This is a genomic window from Streptomyces sp. NBC_01571, from assembly GCF_026339875.1.
In the GTDB taxonomy this organism is placed as follows: domain Bacteria; phylum Actinomycetota; class Actinomycetes; order Streptomycetales; family Streptomycetaceae; genus Streptomyces.
Genome location: NZ_JAPEPZ010000001.1, coordinates 2,233,364 through 2,254,294 on the forward strand (window position 1 = coordinate 2,233,364; position 20,931 = coordinate 2,254,294).

The following is a 20,931-nucleotide window of genomic DNA, read 5'->3' on the forward strand; positions in this document are numbered from 1 at the left end:
ACCCCGACGGTCCCTTTCCGGGCCTCCCATCGGAGCAGGAGGCAATGTTCGAGGCCGCGGCCTCGACCTACGCCTGCCACCGTCCAGGCTTGCCGGACGCGGCGGTGCGCCTGCTCACCGACGCGCTGCGGGGCCGCCCTTCCCCGGTGCTGCTCGACCTGGGCACCGGGACCGGGCAGGTGCCCTTCGCGCTCCTGTCCGCCAGCGCCGGCCTGACGCACATCGAAGCGGTCGACGTCAGCCCGCAGATGCTGCGCCAGGCCGGGCAAGCCCTCGCCCCTGTGCTCGGCAACTGCACCCTCGCCCTGGTCCACGCGGCGGCCGACGCCTACGAGCCGCTCGCGACGCTGCCCGGCGAACCGGATTCCGGCCCGGACCTGATCACCTGCTGCCGGTCCTACCACTGGATGGACGGTCCGTCGGTCCTGGAGATGGCAGACCGGGTCGCCACACCGGGTGCCGCAGTGGCGATCATGGGCGACGGGAGCCTGTGGACCCACGACGCCGACTGGACCCGTGCGCTGCGCGAGCTGATCCAGCTCTACCTGGGCGACGAGCGCCGGGCGGGCGCCCGCAGTTCCTACGCCGAGCCCCGCCGCTCGTACCAGGAGGACCTTGCCGCCTCAGCGTTCAAGGAGGTCACCGAACACCTCTTCCCCGTGACCCGCACCTGGGCGCCGCGGGAGGTACTCGGTTACCTGCGCACCACGTCCTTCGCCGGGGCTGGCCTCTTCGCAGAGCGGCATCAGGCGTTCGAGGACGAGGCCCTCGCACTTCTCCACGCGCACGCGATGGACGGGTCTCTGGTCGAGGAGACGACGTTCAGGGTTCTGCTCGCCCGACGTCCGGAGGGAGCGCGATGAGCGGCGGGCAGCGGCACACCGAGCCGGTGGACGTCCACCTGATCCTGCGCCGGGAGACCGCCGACGGGCCGCAGATCTTGCTGTCGCGGCGGGCCGGGCAGGTGTACGCCGCCGGCCTGTGGCACCTGCCGTCGGGTCATCTGGACGGTCCGCACGAGGACGTCGTCACCGCCCTGATCCGCGAGGCGCGGGAGGAGACCGGTGTCGTCATCGACCCGGCCGACGTGCGGGCCGCCGTGACCGTGCACCACCGCAGCCCCGGAGGCGCCAGCCGTAGCGGGCACTTCTTCGAGGTCCGGAGGTGGAAAGGCGCGCCCGGGATCGCGGAGCCGGACGTCTGCGACGCGATGGACTGGGCATCCCTTTACGCGCTGCCCGCCCAGATGGTGGCGTACTGCCGTGCGGGCCTGGACGCCTACAGCGCCGGCGCACGCCTCGCCGTGCACTTCCAACTGCCCGGCGACAGCATCGCCTTCGACCCCGGCGCCGACCGGCTGCGCCTCGTGCCGGACGTGACCGGTCAGGCGTCTACCGCCCGCCCCGACGCCGCGGTGGTGGAGTTCGCGGAACGGGCGGTCGGCCGGATCACGCAGTGGACGGATACGTCATGGGCGCGCGCGGAGAGCCGCGTGTGGCGGGTCCACGGCGTCCAGGGCGGCACCTGGTACGTGAAGGTGCACCAGAGCGAGCGGTTCCACTCCAGGGAGGTTCGAGGACTACGGACGTGGGCGCAGGAGCTGGGCGCGGCCGCGCCCCGGCTGGTCGCCGCCGACGAGACCGTGCGGGCGGTGGTCCTCACCGCGGTGCCGGCCCACCCGCTGCACGGCACCGTTCTGGCCCCGGACCGGGAGAGGGCTGTCTTCCAACGGATCGGCGCGCTGGCCCGCCGCATCCACCAGTCCTCTCCCCCACGGCCCGCTCCGGTCGGCAGCGGCCCGGCCGTCGCCAAGGCCGACCGGCACCTGGCCGGAGCACGGTCTCATCTGCTCCCGGGTGATGAGGAGTTCGTCCGCGAGCTCGTCCGGCAGGCCGAGGACCTGCAACCGCTGGAATGGGTGGAGACCCACGGAGATCTCCAGCTCCGCAACGTCCTGTTCACCCCTGACGAGTCGGACGCCCTTGATGTCTTCGTCGCGGTGATCGACTTCGAGCGCAGCGAGCCGGGACCGGCCGTACGGGACCTTGTCCGCCTGTCCGATGCCTGGGCTGGCCGCGTCGACTTGTTCGAGGCGTTTCTGGCCGGGTACGGCAGGTCCCTGACCGCCGCTGAGGAAGCCCGCCTCGTCATCGACGCAGCGCTCGATTCCGTGAGCGGGATCGCGTACGGCGTCGCCCACCGCGATCCCGAGCTGGTCGAACGCGGCCGGCGGACCCTGGCCCGGCTGCGCGCCGAGCACCGTGCAGCCCTCTCACCGACAGGAGATGCGACGTGAACGCCGACACGGCACCCACTGCCGCGGCCGAGCCGCATGACGCCGCCGGGCGATCGCCGGTCCGCGCGGCAACGCCTAGTGACGCCGAGGCCATCACCCGGATGCGCTCCGCATACATCCTGTCCGCACCGTTCACCGAGGACTGGGTCCGCCAGTGCACGGACGAGCTGGCGCCACGGCTGACGCCCGAGGGAGATGCGCGGGCCTTCGTCGTCGACGCCCAGGACGGCACGATGGCTGCCTGCGCCCTTGGCCTGATCCACCCCGTCCTGGCGGCGCCGGCCTACCCCCGGGGCCGGGCCGCCCGCGTGCAGTTGGTCGCCACGCACCCGGAGCACCGGCGCTGCGGCTATGCCCGGGCCGTCGTCTCCTCTCTCCTCGACCACCTCGCCGACGTCGAGGACGTCACGCTGTTTGAGCTGCACACCAGCCCGGAGGCCGCGCCCCTGTACCGGGAGCTCGGCTTCAGCGGCAACCCGGCGCTCATGCGGATGACCCGCCACCGCCCACCCGCCGGTCTCGCGCCTGGTGCGCAGCCGGATTCGGCGTGGGTGCCGCCGCAGCAGTACGCCGACGCACTGCCCCGGGCGGCCGCGTTCGTATGCCTCTACGTCACCGACGAGGACGACCAGCCGCTCCAGCTGCACTCCGTCTACTCCCCCGGGCACCCCTGGCACATGATCGGCGGCGCGATGGATCTGGGCGAGCGGCCCTGGGACGCGGTGGTGCGCGAGTGCCGGGAAGAGACCGGCATGACCGCCGTGGGCCCGCCCCGGCTGCTGGCCACTGTGTACGGGCAGCCCCGGGAGAGGCGTCCGTACAGCACGCTGCAGCTCGTCTTCGATGGCGGGCGCCTGACCGATGCACAGATCCGGGGTCTCACCCTCAACGCGCGCGAGCACGACGAGGCCCGCGTTCTGCCTCTGGCCGAGTGGGAGGCGTTGATGCCGGCCCGCGATTTCGTGCGGCTGCGCGCCGTGGAGGAGGCCCGCCGCACCGGCGTGGCCGCATACGTCGACACCTGGGGGAACGCGTGACCGCCAGCAACATTGTCTCGATGTCCGACCGGAGAGTCGCCGCGATCCCCGTCCAGGAGTGCGGCGAGGTCCTCGTCGACGCCCGCGCGCACGGCCTGAAGGTCGACGACCGCAAACGGGACGCGGCGGGCGCCTGGGCCCACGTTCGGCAAGGCGTTCTTGCCCGGCTGCTGCACGCCCAGTCGCTGCTTCCCACCGGTGTGTCGCTGCTGTTCGTCGAGGGCTTCCGGCCGCCGGCCCTGCAGCGCCGGCACTTCGAGGAGTACTCCGACGAGCTCGCGCGCGCCCACCCGGACTGGCAGGCGGCCGAGCTCCGGGCGGCCGCCAGCCGCTTCGTGTCGCCTCCACAGATCGCGCCGCACTCCGCCGGCGCGGCCGTCGACGTGACGCTGATCGACCACCAGGGCCGCGAGCTGGACATGGGAACGCGCGTCAACGCTTCACCGGAGGAGTCCGACGGCGCCTGCTACACCGACGCCCCCGGCCTCAGCGGCCCGGCCCGCACGAACCGGGCCACTTTGAGCCGTGCCCTTGCCGCCGCGGGCATGGTCCCGTACCGAACCGAATGGTGGCACTGGTCGTTCGGCGACCGGTACTGGGCACTGCAGACCCAGCAGCCGGCCGCCCTGTACGGACCCGTCGAACTGCCCTGACACCGCCTGCCCTTTCACGAACGAGGAGCGATCTGTGGGAATCACCCGGACTGACTGGTCCAAGCGCTACACCGAGGGGCGAGGCTTCCGGCGGCTCGGGGACGACGAGAAGGGCTTGATCGTCGAGCACGCGCCGGCGCCCGAGGGCGGCCGCGCGCTCGACGTTGGGTGCGGGACGGGCGAGATGTCCGTGTACCTTGCCTCGCTCGGGTACACCGTCGACGGAGCGGACTTCGCCGAGGGCGCCCTGGAGCAGGCCCGCACGGACCACCCCGACGCGGAAGTGCGGTGGCTGTGCCTGGACATCGAACGCGACGACCCCGCCCCGCTGGGCAACGACCTCTATGACCTGGTGGTCTTCCGCCTCTCGGTGGCCTTCTTGAACGACCGCACCCGGGTCCTGCACGCGCTCGGACGCCGACTGCGCGAGGGCGGCACCATGCTGGTCATTACCCCGCTCGCCGCGCACACCCCGGCCGCAAAGCGGCGCATCGCACTGGACGAGGAGGAGATCACCGCCCTCACCTGCGGATGGACGAGCGTGCAGCGCATCGCCGCCGGCGACCTGGCGGCGCTGGTCCTGCGCGGTCCGTGTGCGGACACGGTCGCCGTGGAGCGGTCCGTGCCGGCCACCGGCTACGCCGTTGCCGGGGCGCTGGCTGTCGTGACCGACGAGCACGGGCGTGTCCTGCTCGGCTGGTCCAAACGCGGCATGTGGGAGGCTCCGGGCGGGAAGATCGACGGTGCGGAACCGCTGGACGGGGCCGGGGTGCGCGAGCTCGCCGAGGAGACCGGCCTGCACGCCACCGGCGCCAGCGTGGTGTCCATCCTCACCGACGCCGCCCAGGGCGTCCCGCGGGTGACCGCCGTCATCCGGATCGCCGGCTTCACCGGCACCCTCACCACGGCGGAGCCGCAGAAGTTCACCCGCTGGGAATGGCACGACCCCCACGGTCTCGGATGTCTCGGCCCGGTGTTCACCCCGGCCGCGAACGCACTGGATGCCGTCTGGCCCGGTGTCATCCCCGGCCTGCCGCCGGTCAACGCCTACCCGACCGCCGCCGAACCCCCGCCGGTGCCTGGAGAGCCGGCCGAAGCTGTCCGGCTACGCCACCGCATGGCAGACGCCGTCATCGCGGGCGGCTGGGCGCCCTCCGCCGTGGTCCAAGACGCGCTGCGCACGGTGCCCCGGCACCGGTTCGCACCGGAGACGGACCTCATGACCGTCTACGACGACGACCTGGCCGTCGTCACGCGCCGGGACGAGCACGGCCGGGCGACCAGCTCGGTCAGCGCGGCCTGGCTCCAGGCCGACATGGCCGAGCAGCTCCAGTTGACGCCCGGGGCGGCCGTGCTTGAGGTCGGATCCGGCGGGTACAACGCGGAGCTGCTCGCCCATGTCGTCGGGCCGGCCGGGCGGGTGGTCACGGTGGACGTCGACCCGTACGTGGTGCACCGCACGCAGCGGCTGTGCGCGGAGGCCGGCAGCGGCCGGGTCACCGCCGTCCTGGGCGACGGTGGTCTTGGCGCACCGGGCCAGGTCCCCGCCCAGGGGTTCGACGGGGTGGTGATCACACACAACGCGGCTGACGTCGCCCCGGCCTGGCGCGAGCAACTCCGTGAGGGCGCACGGTTGGTGGTGCCGCTGGAAATGGGCGGCTACACCCGTTCCCTGACCCTGGTCCGGCGCGGCGACGTGCTGCACTGCGAGCACTGGACGTACTGCGGGTTCGTGCGGGACCGCGGTGCCGCCGCCCGCACGGCCCCCGTCCTCCCCCTGGCCGACGGCGAGGTCACCGTGCGGTGGGAAGACGGTGAGCCCGGTGACACCGCGGGGCTTGAGGAGGCGCTGCGCGGGCCCCGGCGCGAGCTCACCACCGGCCTGGTGGTCCGGGGCACCTTCAATTTCGAGACCTTGCAGGTCTACGCCGCGACGACGCTGCCGGGGTTCTGCCGCCTGACCGCCCGGGAAGGTTCCGCGCTGGTGGCGCAGCAGGACGCAGCGGCGATGGTTTCAGACGGCTCCCTCGCCTACCTGACCTACCGCAAGGTCCAGGACGCCCCGGATCCAGCCGACCGTCTCACCGAGTTCTTCATCCACGCCTACGGCCCAGCGGCCGAAGAGGTGGCGGAGCGCTTCGCGGAGTGCGTGCGCGTTTGGGACCGCGAGGTGCGCGAGAGCGGCTATCCGCCGATGACCATCCACCCGGCCGGCACGCCCGCCGACCAGCTGCCGCCCGGCGACGTGCTCGACAAGCCCAGCGCACGGCTCGTCTTCCAGTGGCCGGCCCGGGCCCCCGCTGGCGCACTGGGCCTTTCGGCCGCAGGGGGACAGCGTGCCTGACTCCGACGAGCTGGTCCCCGAGACGGCGGCGTCCTCCACGATGCCGTCCCTGCTCGGCGTGTTCGGCCACCCCGACGACGAGAGCCTCCTCGCCGGTGGTGTCCTCGCCCAGCACGCCGCCGCGCACGCGCGCACCGCCGTCGTCACCATGACGTGGGCGCCCGACAGCCCGCGGGCTCCCGAACTCGCCGACGCCTTGCGGGCGCTGGGCGCGGGTCCGCCCCGCATACTCGGATACGGCGATGCCCGCAACCCGCAGGCGGCTCCCGGCCGTCCCCGCCTCGTCGACGCACCGCTCGACGAGGTGGTCGCCGCCCTGGTTCAGCAGATCCGCTCGTTCCGCCCCGACATCGTGGTCACGCACGACGCCCTGGGCCAGCTGACCGGTCACCCGGACCACCGCCGCACCCACCAGGCCGCTCTCCTCGCCGCTCAGGACGCGGGCCTCCCGCACCTTCACCCTGCAGCAGGGAAGCCCTGGCAACCGCGCGCCGTGTACTGCGCCACGCACTCCGCATCCGGCGTCGGCGAACTCAGGCCGCTTCTGGAGGCCGTCGGCAAAGATGTGCTCGCAGTCCCGGACTCGTACGCCACCACGGCCATCGACGTCACCCTCTGGCTGGAGCAGAAGTGGGCCGCGATCCTTGCGCACCGCGGGGGAGGTCGCCCGCGAACGGGCGCTGCCGGGGATCCTTGCTCGCCTGCCTGAGGAGACCCGACGAAAGATCATCGCGACCGAATTCTTCACCCGGCTCACGACCGGGCCCCTCCCCAGCGCTCGCCATCGGCTTACCGCCTCACTCTTCCATGGACCCGACCGGCCCTTCTGACTTGGAGAGCAATGACGACCACATCCGTTCCCGGCGAGCTGCCCGGCACCGTCATGACCGACGAGGCGTACGGCGCGATGCGCACCGCGGCCGCCCTGTGGGTCGGCACGTCTGTGCTCATCACCAACCCCTTCGGCCAGGTCCTGGTCCAGCACGTCGACTATCGCGACACCTGTCTCCTGGCCGGCGGCGCCGTTGACAAGAACGAGTCCCCCGCTCGCGCAGCAGCCCGTGAACTGGTCGAGGAGCTCGGAGTCACCGCCACTGTCGACCGCTGCCTGGCCGTCGACTGGATCGCCGCCGACAGCACCGGCGCACCCGCCATCATGCGGTTTCCCGGCGAGATTCTGCACGTCTTCGACGGCGGCACCTGGGACGACGACCGGATCGGCGAAATCCGGTTGCCGCCGAGTGAGATCACCGGGATCGAGTTCGTCGAACCCGCGCGACTGCCCGATCTGCTCTCCCCGGCCGACGCCCGCCGCGCCCTGTCCGCGCTGCGCGCCCGGATCAACGCTGGCGGGACGGTGATCCTTGAGAATGGCCTCCCGCTCGCCCCGACCATTCTCGACCGCGCAGCCGTCCTGCAGACCGCCCGCCCCACCTACCACTATCCCTGGCACCAGGGGCCAGCCCCGCACGACCTCGCAGTCACCCAGGTGTGGGCCTGGTGCTTCGCGCCGGACGGACGCGTCCTCGTCCTTCTCGAACCCCACACCGGAGTCGCCATCCTGCCCGGCGGCACACCCGAGGAACAGGACCAGGGCGACCCCGTAGCCACCCTGCGTCGCGAAGTTAAAGAGGAGGCGACCGCCCGCATTGGTTGCCCGCTGCTCCTGGGACACGTCACCGACCCCTCCGTACGGCGCGGATACCTGCGCTACGCCGCCGCACTCACCAACGTCGGCCCCGCGCAGCCCGATCCAGCCACGGGCCACACCTACATCCGCATCCTGGCCACCCCCGAACAGGCCATGGAACTCTTCGACTGGGGGCCACCGGCCGTTGACCAGCTCGCGGTCGTCCACTGGGCCCGCCAGCAGCTCGGCGTTCCCCGGGCCGTCCGCCAACCTGTCACCGAACTCTCCGGCCCCACTGCCTGGTAGCCGCCGCTTCGTGTTATTTGGGACAACTGGGCGAAGAACCCGGCTCCCTTCAACAGCCGCCTCGACCGCTACCCAGGGCGCCAGCGATTCGCCGACGCCCTCGAACTCCCGCGCCAGGCGTTCGGCCTCGCTCCGCCCGCACCTCGCCCGGAGATACGACACGGTCAGCCGATCGGAGCATCTGCGGCCTTCCCCTGGATGCCGACCCATAGGCTCGGCAGTCCAGGACAGGAGGACGGTGAAGGTCCTTTGCGGCGAAGGAAGTTGATCGCGGGCTTGGCTGCCACGGCCGCGGCAGCCGCCGGCTCCCCACTCCTCGGGAACAGAACAGCCCAGGCAAGCGAGGCCCTGCTCGGAGAGCTGCTCGTCGCCCGTCTGCGTGATGCCATGCTCGGCCTAGGGCAGCCCCCTGTGACGCCGCCGGCCGAGACACTAGCGACGGACTTCACCCGCGCCCTCGCCGACTTCGACGCCTGCCGCTACGCCAGCCTCGCGGTGCGCCTGCCACGTCTCATCCGCTCCGGACATGCGCTCACCGCCAGCACCCGTGAGGCCGGGGACTACGTGCTCCTGGCCAAGAGCTACCTGCTGGCGACCCGCATGCTCGTCAAGTTGGACGAGCAGCAGCTCGGCTGGATGGCCGCCGACCGCGCCCGCCAGCTCGCCGAAGCAGGCGGCGCACCCCTCGCTGTTGCCGAGTCTGCCCGGCAATTGGCCGTGCTCGCTCGAAAAGCTGGATGGCTTCAGGAAGCCCTGTCGATCGCCCTGACCGCCGCCGACCACCCGGACCTGCGCAGTGCCGGACGCGCGGGAACGGCCCTACGAGGGCTCCTCGTCCAGAGCGCGTTAGTCGCGGCAAACACTGTGTCCCCCGCAGGTCGTGTCGCTTTATGCGGAGGGCGAGCCTCGGCGTCGTGTCGCGATGCGCCAAGGCATCGTGTTCCATTTCTGGGCCCCCGTTGTGATGGAGATCATGGGCCACGGTGTCTGGGGTTCCCTGACGCGGAGCTTGGTTTCGGCGGTCCCGCTCCGAATGCCTACACGGTAGCGGGCAGGACGTGGTCGCCGACCTTGTCCGTGCTCAGGCACAGCGAGCAGACGACCGCGTCGTGGGTGACGCAGGCGGCCAGGTCGGGGCGCTCGTAGGGCTGACGGCAGACGTGGCAGTCGAGCGTGACCGCGCTGGGGTTGCCGTCGGTGTCGAGCAGCGGCTCGTCGATGCCGTCCTCGGTGCGGCGCAGGTAGTACTTGCCCTTGGTGACGATCGCCATGATCGGGGTGAGGACGAAGGCGATGACGGCGGAGGCGACGGGGGAGTACGGCTGGAGGGTGTCGCCGAGGGCGTGGAAGTACATGGCGATCGACAGACCGGACGCGGCGACGAAGGCCACAACACCCACCGGGTTGACGGCGTGGAGCATGCCGCGGCGGAACTCCGGCTGGAGCGGGGAGAGCTTCAGGGCGTACTTGTTGATGCCGATGTCGGTGGCGACGGTGACGATCCAGGCGATGGCGCAGTTCGAGTAGAAGCCCAGGATGTTGTTGAGGAAGCTGAACATGTTGGCTTCCATGAGGGCGAGCGCGAAGCCGAGGTTGACCAGGACGAAGACCATGCGGCCGGGGTAGTGCTTGGTGACGCGGGTGAAGGAGTTGGTCCAGGCGAGCGAGCCGGAGTAGGCGTTGGTCACGTTGATCTTGATCTGGCTGATCACGACGAGGGCCACGGCCAGCGGGAGCACCAGCCAGGACGGCATCATCGCGTCGAAGGCGCCCTTGAACTGCTGGATGGGCTCGGGGGCGACGTCCGGGCCGACCTTGGCGAGGATGTAGACGGCGAGGAAGACGCCGATGGCCTGCTTGAGCGCGCCGAGGACCACCCAGCCGGGGCCGGCCATGATGACGGCGGTCCACCAGGTGCGCTTGTTCGCCTCGGTCTTGGGCGGCATGAAGCGCAGGTAGTCGATCTGCTCGCCGATCTGCGCGATGAGCGAGAGACACACGCCCGCGCCGAGCAGTACGGAGGCGGTGTTGACGCCGCCGTCGCCGTCGGTGCCGGCGTAGGCGAGGAAGCGGTCGACGGTGCCGGGGTCCTTGGAGATCAGGTAGACCAGCGGGCCGACCATCAGCAGCAGCCAGACCGGGGTGGTCCACACCTGGAGCTTGCTGAGCGCCTTCATGCCGTAGATCACCAGGGGGATCACCATCAGCGTGGAGACCAGGTAGCCCAGCCACAAAGGCAGCCCGAGGCCCAGTTTGAGGCCCTGGGCCATGATCGAGCCTTCGAGGGCGAAGAAGATGAAGGTGAAGCTGGCGAAGATGACGCTGGTGAGCACCGAGCCGTAGTAGCCGAAGCCGGAGCCGCGGGTGATCAGGTCCAGGTCGATGTTGTAGCGGGCGCCGTAGTAGGCGAGCGGGAAGCCGGTCACGAAGATGACGACGGCGGCCACGGCGATCGCCACGAGCGCGTTGCCGGTGCCGTGCGCCAGTCCGATACCGGCGCCGATGGAGAAGTCGGCCATGTAGGCGATGCCGCCGAGGGCCGTGGTCGCCACGACCATCGGGGTCCAGCGGCGGTAACTGCGAGGCGCGAAACGGAGGGTGTAGTCCTCCAGGGTCTCCTTGACCGCCTGATCGGCTGCGGTCATCGGGGTGTCCGGCATTGCCTGCGGTGACTCGGTGGTGCTCATGCCACGTCTCCCGGTGAGGCTGGGTGCGGGTGCGGTGCTGCGGTGGGGCGCCCCGCGTGGCGTCATCGGCAGAACGGGGAAGCCGACGGGCCGTCAGAAGCTGTCTCTGGCAGCCCTGAATGCGACGGTGATCCCACGGCCCGCCACGCTAGAAAGCGGTTGTTACCACTGATTCCCGTTGACGTGAACGCGATGTTTCCGCAGGCCCGGATCTTCAGAGAGGAATAGCGGCCAGAGCGCGTGCCGGGTGGCGGGGGCTGAGGAAGACCACGATGCCCTTGCCCTCAGGCGAGGGATGGGTGGCCTGGGTCCAGCCCTGCCGGCGGTAGAAGGTGACGGCGCGCGGGGAGCGGATGGAAGTGAGCAGCCAGGAGCGGCCCTCGGGGGCGTCCTCGGTGACCGCTTCCAGCAGTTCGGCGGCCAGCCCCGTGCCGTGGGCCGCCGGGCGGACGGCGAGTTCGTCGATTTCGCGGGCGCCGCACAGCCACTCGACCGTGCGCTGGGCTCCCAGTCCGGCGGCGGCCTGCGGGTAGCAGCGGTCGGTGGGGAAGGGGGCCACGGTCGTCCAAGCGGTGGCGAAGCCGATGGTCTCGGCTCCGGCGAAGGCGAGCGCCGCGGTGAAGCCGGGGCGGCGGACGTTGTCCACCAGCCGGCCCACGAACTCGACTGCCCGCTCCTCGTCCTCGTTCCAGGGCGGGGCGCAGAAGGCTTCGGCGTATACGGAGTGCAGGGCGTCGGCGTGCTTCAGCAGGTCCTTGCCGCGCAAGAGGCGGATGTCAGTTGCCATCAGGCGGCACCTGCCAGGGCGCTCGCCGACGGGTGCGCGGTGGCGCCCCACATGGGTGCCGACGGGGCGATTGACCCTCTGAATGGCGCCGGTTCGATTCCGGGGTGGCCGAGGAGGCGGCAGCAGGTCGCGATGCCCATCTGGTTGTCCGTGTGCAGCCTGAGCGGCGCCGCGGCGCCAGAGCAGTGCCAGTTTTCGGCGCCGGTCTGGGGGTAGCGCCGGTCGCGGCCGAGGGTCATGGAAGAGCCCATGCATTCTCCTTGTAGCCAATCATTCGTTGTTGCGACTAGTGTGCAATAAGCCTCCTCGGGTGTGTACCCGGGCGCACGAGATCTGATCGACTGCGTCGAAGGAGGAGCCGGCGGCGCGGGCACCGATCCGTGCCGCCGTCCCGTACCGGATGCGGGGCGCTGTTTCTGCCTGACAGCGTCCGTCCCAAGGACAGTGCCCCGCGTCCACCTCCATCGGTCGGGGTGCCCGGGAGCTGACCGACGACCGCGTCGGCCGGCGTGGGCGGCGGCGACCCTGCTGATCACCGCGGTGGTGATCCACACCGTCGGCGAGCTGTGGCATTCCGCCGCGGGCTTCGAGGTGTCCTTCGCCCTCGCCCCGCGGCCTGCCACCGGCCAGTACCTGGGCGTGTTCGGCCTCGGCGCAGGTCTTGCCGAGGCCCTCGGCCCCGGATTGTTCCCACGGCGGTGGCGCATGCGTGCCGGTCGCCGGCCCGCGCGCAGGGACGGTCGAAGCCGCCTCGGTGGAGTCGGCGGACGCTTCCCTCGCCGATCCCTCTCGTCCGCTCGGCTGGACCAGTGGCTGCCTTGACCTGGACACTTGCGGTGACGCTGACCGAATACTGACCCGGCCTTTGCGGCAGTCATCTTGTAGTTGCAACTCTTTCGCAGAAACCTGGTAGGCGCGTCTGAAAACAGTCGCTCGCCGAGCAGTAAGGCCCGCGCCCCCATGACCACCGCTCCCGATTCCGCTTCTGCCACCCCAGGCACCGGCCGCGGCTTCTCGTGGCACCGCATCCGTACCTCGATGACCCGCAAGGAATGGGCGAGCCTCGGGGGGATGGCCACCTTCATCCTGGCCCTGCACGTCATCGGCTGGTTCACGCTGGTCGCGATCGTCGCGCCCGAGCACTACAGCCTCGGCACCAAGACCTTCGGCATCGGCATCGGGGTCACCGCCTACACCCTGGGCATGCGGCACGCCTTCGACGCCGACCACATCGCCGCCATCGACAACACGACCCGCAAGCTGATGAACGAGGGCCAGCGCCCCCTGTCGGTCGGCTTCTGGTTCTCCCTCGGCCACTCCAGCATCGTCTTCGCCCTCGCCTTCCTGCTCTCCCTCGGCGTCAAGGAACTGGCCGGCCCCGTCGAGAACGACGACTCCGAGCTGCACAGCGTCACCGGCTGGATCGGCACGACCGTCTCGGGCACCTTCCTCTACGTCATCGCGATCATCAACCTGATGATCATGGTGGGGATCTGGAAGGTCTTCCGGCAGATGCGCTCCGGCCACTTCGACGAGGCCGCCCTCGAGGAGCAGCTCAACAACCGCGGCTTCATGAACCGCCTCTTGGGGCGTCTGATGAAGTCGATCACCAAGCCCTGGCAGATGTACCCCCTGGGCGTCCTGTTCGGCCTCGGCTTCGACACGGCGACCGAGATCGCGCTCCTCGTCCTCGCCGGCTCCGGCGCGGCCTCGGGCCTGCCCTGGTACGCGATCCTCTGCCTGCCGATCCTCTTCGCGGCCGGCACGTCGCTGCTGGACACCATCGACGGCTCGTTCATGAACTTCGCCTACGGCTGGGCCTTTTCCAAGCCGGTCCGCAAGGTCTACTACAACCTCACCATCACCGGCCTGTCCGTCGCCGTCGCCCTCATCATCGGCACCGTCGAACTCCTCGGCCTGATCGCCGAGAAGGCGGACCTGCACGGCCCCTTCTGGGACTGGGTCTCCGGCCTCGACCTGAACATCATCGGATACGTCATCGTCGGCCTGTTCTTCGCCACCTGGGCCATCGCCCTGCTGGTGTGGAAGTTCGGCCGGATCGAGGAGAAGTGGACCGCCGGCCTGGCGCAACCGGCGACGGCGGAGCAGACCGCCGATTAGGGCAGCGTGCGGCGGCGGCCCGTCCCGGGCCGCCGCCAAGCTCGCTGCCGGTCACGTGCTGCAGCGAGTGCACCGCCCGTAGATGAGAAGTGCCCCCTCGGAATCTGGCCGCAGACCCGTCAGCTCCTCGATCCTGTCCACTGCCTCGGTCAGGTGACGGCTCGACAGTCCCGCGACGCTGCCGCACTCGCGGCACACGGTGTGGTGGTGCGGTTCTCCTGTGATGCCGTAGCGCGCCGGGCCAGGACCGTGGACCGAGTGGGTGAGGCCGACGGCCGTCAGGGCGTCCAGCGTGCGATAGACGGTGGTGGGGTTCACGGCGTGGCCGGACCGGGCCAGTTCCTCGAAGGCTTCGGCCGGGGAGAGATGGCGCTGGGAAGCGGACAGCAGCGTCAGCAATCGGAGTCGGCCCGGCGTGCAGCGCAGCCCGTTCCGCTGCAGCCGCACGCGAGCCTCCGACCGTGCTGCCGCCGGGTCACACGCCGGCTGCTGGACCACCCTCACGCTTTTGCCCCTTCCCCGCGACCGCTGCCCGACGGCAAAGACTTGGCTGCAACTACCGCGACACTGCCCCGAGTCCTAGTAGGTCCAATGCCTGATCGGCGGCCACGCTTCTTGCTGCTAGCGTGCAGCTGCACACCATTCGCAATTATGTCGGAGGATGCTGGACATGCCGGTGTACACGCTCCCGGAACTTCCCTACGACTACTCGGCGCTTGCCCCGGTCATCAGCCCCGAGATCATCGAGCTGCACCACGACAAGCACCACGCCGCCTACGTCAAGGGCGCCAACGACACGCTGGAGCAGCTGGCGGAGGCGCGGGACAAGGAGACCTGGGGCTCGATCAACGGCCTGGAGAAGAACCTGGCCTTCCACCTCTCCGGCCACATCCTGCACTCGATCTACTGGCAGAACATGACCGGTGACGGCGGAGGTGAGCCCCTGGCCGCCGACGGTGTGGGCGACCTCGCCGACGCGATCACCGAGTCCTTCGGCTCCTTCGCGGGCTTCAAGGGCCAGCTCACCAAGGCCGCGGCGACCACGCAGGGTTCGGGCTGGGGCGTCCTCGCCTACGAGCCGGTCAGCGGGCGGCTGATCGTCGAGCAGGTCTACGACCACCAGGGCAACGTCGGCCAGGGCTCGACCCCCATCCTGGTCTTCGACGCCTGGGAGCACGCCTTCTACCTCCAGTACCGGAACCAGAAGGTCGACTTCATCGATGCCATGTGGGCCGTAGTCAACTGGCAGGACGTGGCCCGGCGTTACGCCGCCGCCAAGGAGCGCGGCGACAGCCTGCTGCTCGCCCCGTGACCTCGTAGCAGCACCCCCACAGAACGTCCTGCCTCGTGATCGTCTTCTCACCCTTCACGTCGGCAGGCGGTACAACGGACGGCTCCCGCAGGCCCGATGCCTGCGGGAGCCTTCCCGTTTCCGCGGCAGACTCGAAGGGCAGCTACGGCCTCAGGCAGGGGTGAACCGCAGATCGGGCCGCTCCCAGTCGACCTTCGGCGGTGCGGGAGCAACCGTCCCCACCCGGACGGCGCCCAGGCGTCGGTAGAACGCCACGGCCGGCGGATGGGAGACCACCCCCACCCCGCGCAGTCCTGCCGCCCTGGCCTGTCCGAGCATGTGCTCGATGAGGAGCCGGCCGACACCCCTTCCCTGGACGTCATCCGCCACGAACGCCAGGTCCAGCTCCGGTGACTCCAGCACCAGCGCGTAGAAGCCCTGGAGCCGTCCGACCTCATCGATGGCCACAAAGACCTGGTGACGGGCGATGTAGTCGGCGGTGACCCGGTACCCGGGGATGATCGAGGCATACGGTCCCCGGTAGGCACCGGAGTCCTGGACCAGGCCGGTGGGGCGGTCCGCGTCCTGCGCAACGGCGCGCTTGATCGTCGTGGACTGCATCCGTCTACTCCCCGGCTTCCGCGGCGGTCAGTTTCTCCCAGTGGACGGTGCGGTCGCACCAGCGGTCCAGGAGCACCTGGTCGTGGCCGACGGCGAGTAGCCCGGCGCCGGTGGCGGTGCGGTACTCCTCGACGGCCGTCACCAGGGCGGCGGTGGTGGAGGCATCCAGCATCGCGGTCATCTCGTCGCAGATCAGCCAGCGCGGACGCAGAACGAGAGCTCGGGCGAGGCAGGCGCGCTGGAGCTGGCCGTCGCTGACCTCGTGGGGCCGGCGTTCCAGGAGGTCGGGAGTGAGGCCGACGGCTGCGGCCAACTCGGCCGCGCGCTCGGGTATTTCCTCGCGGCGGCCGGTGGCGCGCAGGGGCTCGGCGATCACGTCGGTGAGCCGCAGCCGGGGATCGGCGGAGAGCCGGGGCTGCTGGAAGACGACGCCGATGGCGGTGCGCTGGACGCTCGGGGCTCGGTGACGCCAACGGCGGACGGGCTCGCCGCCGAGCATCACCGTGCCGGCGTCGGGCCGGTGCAACAGGGCCGCGACCCGGGCGAGGGTGGACTTGCCGCAGCCGCTGGGGCCCAGCAGGCCGACGGACTCACCGGGGGCAAGGGTCAGCGTGGCATCGCGGACGACGGGGCGATTCCTGTCGTATCCGGCGGTGATGGCCTGCAGTTCAAGCACGGATGTCCTCCGGCACGTGCGGGTGGTGGCAGGCGACGCCGCCGGCCGTCGAGGGCAGCACGGCGCAGGCGTCGGTGGCCCGCTCGCAGCGGGGCGCGAAGGCGCAGCCGTCGGGGAGGGCACCGAGTTCTGGCGGCATGCCCGGGATCGGGCTGAAGGCGCGCTCAGGAAGGGCTTGGAGGAGGCCGCGGCTGTAAGGGTGGCGGGGGCCATGGGCGCCGAAGAAGGCTCTGGCGTCTGTGAGTTCGACGATCCGGCCCGCGTACATCACGGCCACACGGTCGGCGATGCGCTCGGCGGCGGCCAGGTCGTGGGTGATCACAAGCAGGGCACGGTGGCCGGTGTCGACGTGACGGCGCAGTTCGTCCACGGTGTGGTCGACCAGGTCGCGGTCGAGGCCGGTGGTGGGCTCATCGGCCAGCAGCAGAGGCGTGTCGCCGACGAGGGCGAGAGCGGTGGCGGCCCGCTGGGCCAGGCCGCCGGAGAGTTCGTGCGGGTGGCGGTCGAGGTGGCTGGCAGGGAAGGCGGCGCGCTCCGCGGCAGCCTCGGCCGCGGCTCGTACGGCAGCCCGCCCGCGTATGCCGGTCAACGCCCCGACCATTTCCTCCAGTTGGGAACGAACGGTGCGCACGGGGGTGAGATGGGCAGCAGGGCTCTGCGGGATGAGCCCGATCAGCCGGCCCCGTACCCTCCGCGCCAGTGTCCGTTCGTCGGCGGCGAGCAGATCCAGGTCACCGAGAAGGGCCTCTCCCGCGGCCTGGGCGTTGGCGGGGAGCAGGCCGAGCAGGGCGGAGGCGAGGACCGACTTGCCGCAGCCGCTCTCGCCGATCAGCGCCAGACACTCGCCGGCCGCCACGTCGAAGTGCGCGTCGGTGACGGCGGCGATCCGCCGCCCACCCGGCATGAGGAAGCGCACAGACAGCCCGCGCACCGAAAGGACCGGGGTTCGGTCGGTCACAGCACCAGCTCCGATCGGCGCCGGGGGTTGATCAGCTCCCGCCAGGCTCCAGCGAGCCCGGCGATGGCGAGCGTGGGCACGATGATGAACAGCCCCGGGAAGAGGGTCGGCCACCACTGCCCAGCGAGCAGCGAGCCCCGCGCGCCCTGGATGAGGTTGCCGAGGCTGGCCAGGTGGGTGGGCAGGCCGAGCCCGAGGAAGGACAGCGCGGATTCGTGCCACATGGCGTGCGGCACCATCAGCACGGCGGCCAGCGCGGCCTGCGGCAGCACCGCGGGCAGCAGATGCCGGACCGCCACCCGCCACCGGGACGCACCCCCGGAAACCGCGGCGTCGATGTAGGGGCGCGAGCGCAGGGACAGCACCTCGGCGCGCACGATCCGGGCGGTCGACAGCCAGTGGGTGAGCGCGACCGACACCACCACCGGCCACACCCCGGGCCGGAACATCGCCACGATGAAGATGCCCAGCAGCAGGTGCGGTACCGACGAGACCGTGTCGACGACTCGCATGAGAGCCCGGTCGGCCCAGCCGCCCAGCGCCCCGGCCGTCGCCCCGACGGCCGTGCCAATCACGGTCGCTGTGAATGCTGCCGCGACCCCGACCAGCAGGGACACCCGCAGACCGTAGACACAGCGCAGGAGGAGGTCGCGGCCGAGGTCGTCGGTGCCGAAGGGATGCGACCAGCTCGGCGGCAGCAGCTTCGCGCCCAGGTCGACCGCCTGCTGGTCGAGCTGCACCAGCGGTGGCACGAGGAGTACGGCGAGGACGGTGACACCCACCAGGGCCGCCGAGATGCGGACCCGCAGCGTTCTGGTGGAGCGGCGGCTCGTGCCGTACGACCGCCAGACGGGCTCGGCCGTCGATCCACCTGTCACGTCACCAGTGGCTTCACATGTCACTGAACTTCACCCTCGGGTCGAACAGGCCGTAGAGCAGGTCGGCAAGGAGATTGCCGAGAAGCACCGCGGCGGTGGCCAGAGTCGTCAGGGCGGCGAGCAGCGGGAAGTCGACGGCGGTGGCCGCCTCCACGGTGGCCGCCGCGATGCCGGGCCAGCTGAAGACGCTCTCCACCAGCAGCGCGCCGGTGATCAGTTCGGGCACCCTCGAGCCGACCAGGGTGAGAACCGGCAGCAGCCCGGAGCGCAGGGCATGGTCGAGCAGGACAGTGCGTTCGCTCAACCCTCGCGCGCGGGCGCCGCGTACGGGGTCCTCGGCGAGCGCGTCGCCGACACCCTGGCGGACGTACAAGGTGAACCAGGGCAGCTGGGAGACGGCGAGCACCCCGGCCGGCAGCACGAGGTGACTCGCCACCTGACCGAAGGTGACCTGCTCGCTCGCGGTGTCGGTGAGGCCGCCGGCCGGGAGGACGCCGAGTTGGAGGGCGAACAGCCAGACGGCCAGCAGGGCAAGCCAGAAGACGGGCGCCGCCTCCAACGAGTAGGCCAGCGACGTCACGGCACGGTCGAGCACCGATCCCGGGCGCCGGGCCGCCAGCACACCCAGCACCGTGCCCGTCAGTACGGCCACCACGAACGCCACCGCGCACAACAGGCTGGACCAGAGGAGGCGTTCGCCGATGATCTGGGCGACCGGCTGCCGCAGCACGCTGGACTGCCCGAGATCACCCGTGATGGCTGCGGTCAGCCAGTTCCACCAGCGAGAGGTGAACGGCTGGTCCACGCCCAGGTTCTCCCGCAGCCGCGCCAGCGTCTCGGCGTCGGCTCCGAGCGCGGCCGTGCCGGCGTACGCCTTGACCGGGTCGAAGGGGGAGGCGGCGGCGATCGCGAAGACGCCGAAGGTGACGACGAGCAGGATCGGGGCGGCGAACAGCAGCCGTCGCCCCGCCAGCCGCGCCATCGCGCCCCAGGGCAGAGATCTTCCGGGAGCGGAGGTCACTTCTTCGGCTGCCAGGCTTCGAGGTTCCACCACGGGCCGGACGCGAAGCCGTGCTCGTGCGGCTCGACCTGCGTGGTCAGACCGGTCCAGCGGTCGGCGAGGACGTAGACGTGGTCGATGTGGGTGAGGAAGGTGTAGCCGGGGTTCTTCACCAGTTCGCGCTGGAGACTGTCGTAGGCGGTCTTCCGGGTCGCCTGGTCCGAGCTGCGACGGCCGGTGTCGAGCGCCTTGTCCACGACCGGATCGTCGTAGCGGGCCATGTTGTTGAAGCCGTCGCCGGCGAGGGAGGAGTGCAGGAGGGTGTAGAGGCCGTAGTCGGGGTCGCCGTTGCTGCCGAAGCCGGCAAGCACGGCATCGTCCTTCATCCGCGGCTCGATGACCTCCCAGGTGGCGCTCTCCACCTTCACCTCGATGCCGGCCTTCTTGGCGTCGGAGGCGTAGGCGAGGGCGTGGTCCTGGCGGACCTTGTCGCCGGAGGGGTAGAGCAGGGTGAAGGAAGCGCGCTGTCCCCTCTTCGCGCGGATACCGCCGTCACCCGCCTTCCATCCGGCCTCGTCCAGGATCCGCTTCGCCTTGGCGAGGTCCTGCTCGCGCTCGATGCCCTTGGCGAACCACGGGTCGTCGACGGGCAGTGGACCATACGCGGGGCGTCCTGCGCCGTCGAGGATCTTGTCGACCATGGCCTGCCGGTCCACAGCGGCGTCCAGGGCCTGGCGGATCGCACGGTCTGCGGTGACCTTGTTCTCCTGGGGGAGGGTGACCGTGCGGAAGTCGTAGGTCTTCGCGTCGTACGTCTTCCTCGCCTTGTCGTTCTTGAAGGTGGCGGCGAGGTTGGGCGGGAGGATTGCGCCGTCGAGGTCGCCGGAGCGCAGCCGGGTGGCGCGTACGTCGTCGTCCTCGATGACCGCCATCGTCACCTTCTTCACCTTCGGCGCGCCGCCCCAGTAGTCGGGGTTGGCCTTGAAGGTGAGCTTCTCGCCCTTGCTCCAGGAGGCGAGGACGTACGGCCCTGTGCCGACCGGCTTGGTGTTGAAGGAGCCGGTGTTGGGGTCCTGCTTGCCCGCGATGTGCTCGGGGACGATGGGCAGGACCGTGCGGCCGGCGAAGGGGGCGTAGGGGTACTTGAGGGTGAAGACCACCTTGTTGCCGCCGTCCGCCCGCACGTCCTTGATGGCGTCCAGCTCGCTGCGGTTGGTGTTGTTGGTCTTCGCGTCGAGGATCGTGTCGTATGTGAAGAGGACGTCGGCGGAGGTCAGCGGCTCGCCGTCGCTGAACTCCACGCCGTCGCGCAGGGTGTAGGTGTAGGTGAGGCCGTCGGCGGCGACCTCGGGCAGCGCCTTCGCCAGTGCCGGTCTCAGCTTGAGGTCGGCGTCCCGGGCGAGCAGGCCGTCGAAGATCTTCGAGTTGCCGTCCTTGCCGTAGCCGAGCAGCGGACTAAGCGTGTCCGGCTCGGATGCCACCCCGATCACGACGGAGTCGGCCGTATTACCGCTGCCCGTGCTGTTTCCGGGGGCCGAGCAGGCGGCGACACCCGTGAGTATCGCCGCCGTGGCGGCGGCTGTCCGTATCCGTCGGACCGTCATGGACCTCACACCCTTATTGATGATCTAAAGCTGTTGCATGTT

At 70.6% G+C, this 20,931-nt stretch carries 18 protein-coding genes and 1 pseudogene; 9 read left to right on the forward strand and 10 right to left on the reverse strand.

All coding sequences use genetic code 11. The annotated features are described in order from the left end of the window. Nucleotides 1-44: 44 nt before the first annotated feature. The 7 genes and pseudogenes from OHB41_RS10060 to OHB41_RS10090 all read left to right on the forward strand — a co-directional run bounded on the left by OHB41_RS10060 (nucleotide 45) and on the right by OHB41_RS10090 (nucleotide 8,266). Nucleotides 45-863: a class I SAM-dependent methyltransferase gene (locus OHB41_RS10060; protein WP_212728937.1), complete on the forward strand. Its 819-nt coding sequence runs from the start codon at nucleotides 45-47 to the stop codon at nucleotides 861-863. Further along, the gene (locus OHB41_RS10065; protein WP_266697496.1) at nucleotides 860-2,296 is read left to right on the forward strand and encodes a phosphotransferase; all 1,437 of its coding nucleotides are present in this window, start codon (nucleotides 860-862) and stop codon (nucleotides 2,294-2,296) included. The genes OHB41_RS10060 and OHB41_RS10065 overlap by 4 nt, the downstream gene beginning before the upstream one ends. Further along, entirely contained in the window at nucleotides 2,293-3,333 is a 1,041-nt protein-coding gene (locus OHB41_RS10070) for a bifunctional GNAT family N-acetyltransferase/NUDIX hydrolase (protein WP_266697497.1), read from the forward strand. The genes OHB41_RS10065 and OHB41_RS10070 overlap by 4 nt, the downstream gene beginning before the upstream one ends. Before the next feature lie 20 nt (nucleotides 3,334-3,353). Beyond that, a complete protein-coding gene (locus OHB41_RS10075) occupies nucleotides 3,354-3,986 on the forward strand; it encodes a M15 family metallopeptidase (protein WP_266697498.1) in 633 nt (210 codons plus the stop codon). Nucleotides 3,987-4,020: 34 nt separating this feature from the next. Further along, nucleotides 4,021-6,330, forward strand: coding sequence for a methyltransferase, FxLD system (fxlM, locus tag OHB41_RS10080; RefSeq protein ID WP_266697499.1), 2,310 nt, complete (start codon nucleotides 4,021-4,023; stop codon nucleotides 6,328-6,330). Between the two features lie 40 nt (nucleotides 6,331-6,370). Continuing rightward, nucleotides 6,371-7,160: pseudogene (locus OHB41_RS10085) on the forward strand (PIG-L deacetylase family protein). An 11-nt stretch (nucleotides 7,161-7,171) separates the two neighbouring features. After that, on the forward strand, nucleotides 7,172-8,266 hold the full coding sequence (locus OHB41_RS10090) for an NUDIX hydrolase (RefSeq protein ID WP_266697500.1): 1,095 nt from the start codon (nucleotides 7,172-7,174) through the stop codon (nucleotides 8,264-8,266). A gap of 1,037 nt (nucleotides 8,267-9,303) precedes the next feature. On the opposite strand, the gene OHB41_RS10095 is transcribed toward OHB41_RS10090, so the two are convergent. From OHB41_RS10095 to OHB41_RS10105, 3 genes are all read right to left on the reverse strand, one after another. Next, entirely contained in the window at nucleotides 9,304-10,953 is a 1,650-nt protein-coding gene (locus OHB41_RS10095) for a purine-cytosine permease family protein (RefSeq protein WP_266697501.1), read from the reverse strand. Between the two features lie 214 nt (nucleotides 10,954-11,167). Beyond that, nucleotides 11,168-11,740 carry a GNAT family N-acetyltransferase gene (locus tag OHB41_RS10100; protein WP_266697502.1) on the reverse strand — a complete coding sequence of 191 codons (573 nt, stop codon included), beginning with the start codon at nucleotides 11,738-11,740 and terminating at the stop codon, nucleotides 11,168-11,170. Next, nucleotides 11,740-11,991: a hypothetical protein gene (locus OHB41_RS10105; protein ID WP_266697503.1), complete on the reverse strand. Its 252-nt coding sequence runs from the start codon at nucleotides 11,989-11,991 to the stop codon at nucleotides 11,740-11,742. The genes OHB41_RS10100 and OHB41_RS10105 overlap by 1 nt, the downstream gene beginning before the upstream one ends. A 709-nt stretch (nucleotides 11,992-12,700) precedes the next feature. Between OHB41_RS10105 and nicT the strand changes: the two genes are divergently transcribed. Beyond that, a complete protein-coding gene (nicT, locus tag OHB41_RS10110) occupies nucleotides 12,701-13,861 on the forward strand; it encodes a Nickel transporter NicT (RefSeq protein ID WP_266697504.1) in 1,161 nt (386 codons plus the stop codon). A 51-nt stretch (nucleotides 13,862-13,912) separates the two neighbouring features. Here nicT and OHB41_RS10115 read toward each other — a convergent pair whose 3' ends face one another. Further along, nucleotides 13,913-14,308 carry a Fur family transcriptional regulator gene (locus OHB41_RS10115; protein WP_266697505.1) on the reverse strand — a complete coding sequence of 132 codons (396 nt, stop codon included), beginning with the start codon at nucleotides 14,306-14,308 and terminating at the stop codon, nucleotides 13,913-13,915. A gap of 223 nt (nucleotides 14,309-14,531) precedes the next feature. On the opposite strand from OHB41_RS10115, the gene OHB41_RS10120 reads away from it, so the two are divergent. After that, on the forward strand, nucleotides 14,532-15,173 hold the full coding sequence (locus tag OHB41_RS10120) for a superoxide dismutase (protein ID WP_266697506.1): 642 nt from the start codon (nucleotides 14,532-14,534) through the stop codon (nucleotides 15,171-15,173). A gap of 150 nt (nucleotides 15,174-15,323) precedes the next feature. Here the strand turns inward: OHB41_RS10120 and OHB41_RS10125 are convergent, their stop codons facing one another. Genes OHB41_RS10125 through OHB41_RS10150 form a run of 6 tightly spaced genes read right to left on the reverse strand, consistent with a single transcriptional unit; the run spans nucleotide 15,324 to nucleotide 20,889 of the window. Beyond that, the gene (locus tag OHB41_RS10125; RefSeq protein WP_266697507.1) at nucleotides 15,324-15,773 is read right to left on the reverse strand and encodes a GNAT family N-acetyltransferase; all 450 of its coding nucleotides are present in this window, start codon (nucleotides 15,771-15,773) and stop codon (nucleotides 15,324-15,326) included. A 4-nt stretch (nucleotides 15,774-15,777) separates the two neighbouring features. Continuing rightward, a complete protein-coding gene (locus OHB41_RS10130) occupies nucleotides 15,778-16,449 on the reverse strand; it encodes an ABC transporter ATP-binding protein (RefSeq protein ID WP_266697508.1) in 672 nt (223 codons plus the stop codon). After that, entirely contained in the window at nucleotides 16,442-17,407 is a 966-nt protein-coding gene (locus OHB41_RS10135) for an ABC transporter ATP-binding protein (protein ID WP_266697509.1), read from the reverse strand. Before OHB41_RS10135 ends, OHB41_RS10130 begins: the two co-directional genes overlap by 8 nt. Further along, entirely contained in the window at nucleotides 17,404-18,285 is an 882-nt protein-coding gene (locus OHB41_RS10140; protein WP_266697510.1) for an ABC transporter permease, read from the reverse strand. The genes OHB41_RS10135 and OHB41_RS10140 overlap by 4 nt, the downstream gene beginning before the upstream one ends. Before the next feature lie 13 nt (nucleotides 18,286-18,298). Further along, nucleotides 18,299-19,267, reverse strand: coding sequence for an ABC transporter permease (locus OHB41_RS10145; protein WP_266705761.1), 969 nt, complete (start codon nucleotides 19,265-19,267; stop codon nucleotides 18,299-18,301). A 35-nt stretch (nucleotides 19,268-19,302) separates the two neighbouring features. Continuing rightward, nucleotides 19,303-20,889: an ABC transporter substrate-binding protein gene (locus OHB41_RS10150; protein ID WP_266697511.1), complete on the reverse strand. Its 1,587-nt coding sequence runs from the start codon at nucleotides 20,887-20,889 to the stop codon at nucleotides 19,303-19,305. Between the last annotated feature and the right edge of the window lie 42 nt (nucleotides 20,890-20,931).

Bases quoted from the DNA above. Each gene is read 5' to 3' on its own strand.
- OHB41_RS10060 (WP_212728937.1), top strand. From the start codon at position 45: ATGTTCGAGGCCGCGGCCTCGACCTACGCCTGCCACCGTCCAGGCTTG.
- OHB41_RS10065 (WP_266697496.1), top strand. From the start codon at position 860: ATGAGCGGCGGGCAGCGGCACACCGAGCCGGTGGACGTCCACCTGATC.
- OHB41_RS10075 (WP_266697498.1), top strand. From the start codon at position 3,354: ATGTCCGACCGGAGAGTCGCCGCGATCCCCGTCCAGGAGTGCGGCGAG.
- OHB41_RS10090 (WP_266697500.1), top strand. From the start codon at position 7,172: ATGACGACCACATCCGTTCCCGGCGAGCTGCCCGGCACCGTCATGACC.
- OHB41_RS10095 (WP_266697501.1), bottom strand. From the start codon at position 10,953: ATGAGCACCACCGAGTCACCGCAGGCAATGCCGGACACCCCGATGACC.
- OHB41_RS10100 (WP_266697502.1), bottom strand. From the start codon at position 11,740: ATGGCAACTGACATCCGCCTCTTGCGCGGCAAGGACCTGCTGAAGCAC.
- OHB41_RS10105 (WP_266697503.1), bottom strand. From the start codon at position 11,991: ATGGGCTCTTCCATGACCCTCGGCCGCGACCGGCGCTACCCCCAGACC.
- nicT (WP_266697504.1), top strand. From the start codon at position 12,701: ATGACCACCGCTCCCGATTCCGCTTCTGCCACCCCAGGCACCGGCCGC.
- OHB41_RS10120 (WP_266697506.1), top strand. From the start codon at position 14,532: ATGCCGGTGTACACGCTCCCGGAACTTCCCTACGACTACTCGGCGCTT.
- OHB41_RS10125 (WP_266697507.1), bottom strand. From the start codon at position 15,773: ATGCAGTCCACGACGATCAAGCGCGCCGTTGCGCAGGACGCGGACCGC.
- OHB41_RS10145 (WP_266705761.1), bottom strand. From the start codon at position 19,267: ATGGCGCGGCTGGCGGGGCGACGGCTGCTGTTCGCCGCCCCGATCCTG.
- OHB41_RS10150 (WP_266697511.1), bottom strand. From the start codon at position 20,889: ATGACGGTCCGACGGATACGGACAGCCGCCGCCACGGCGGCGATACTC.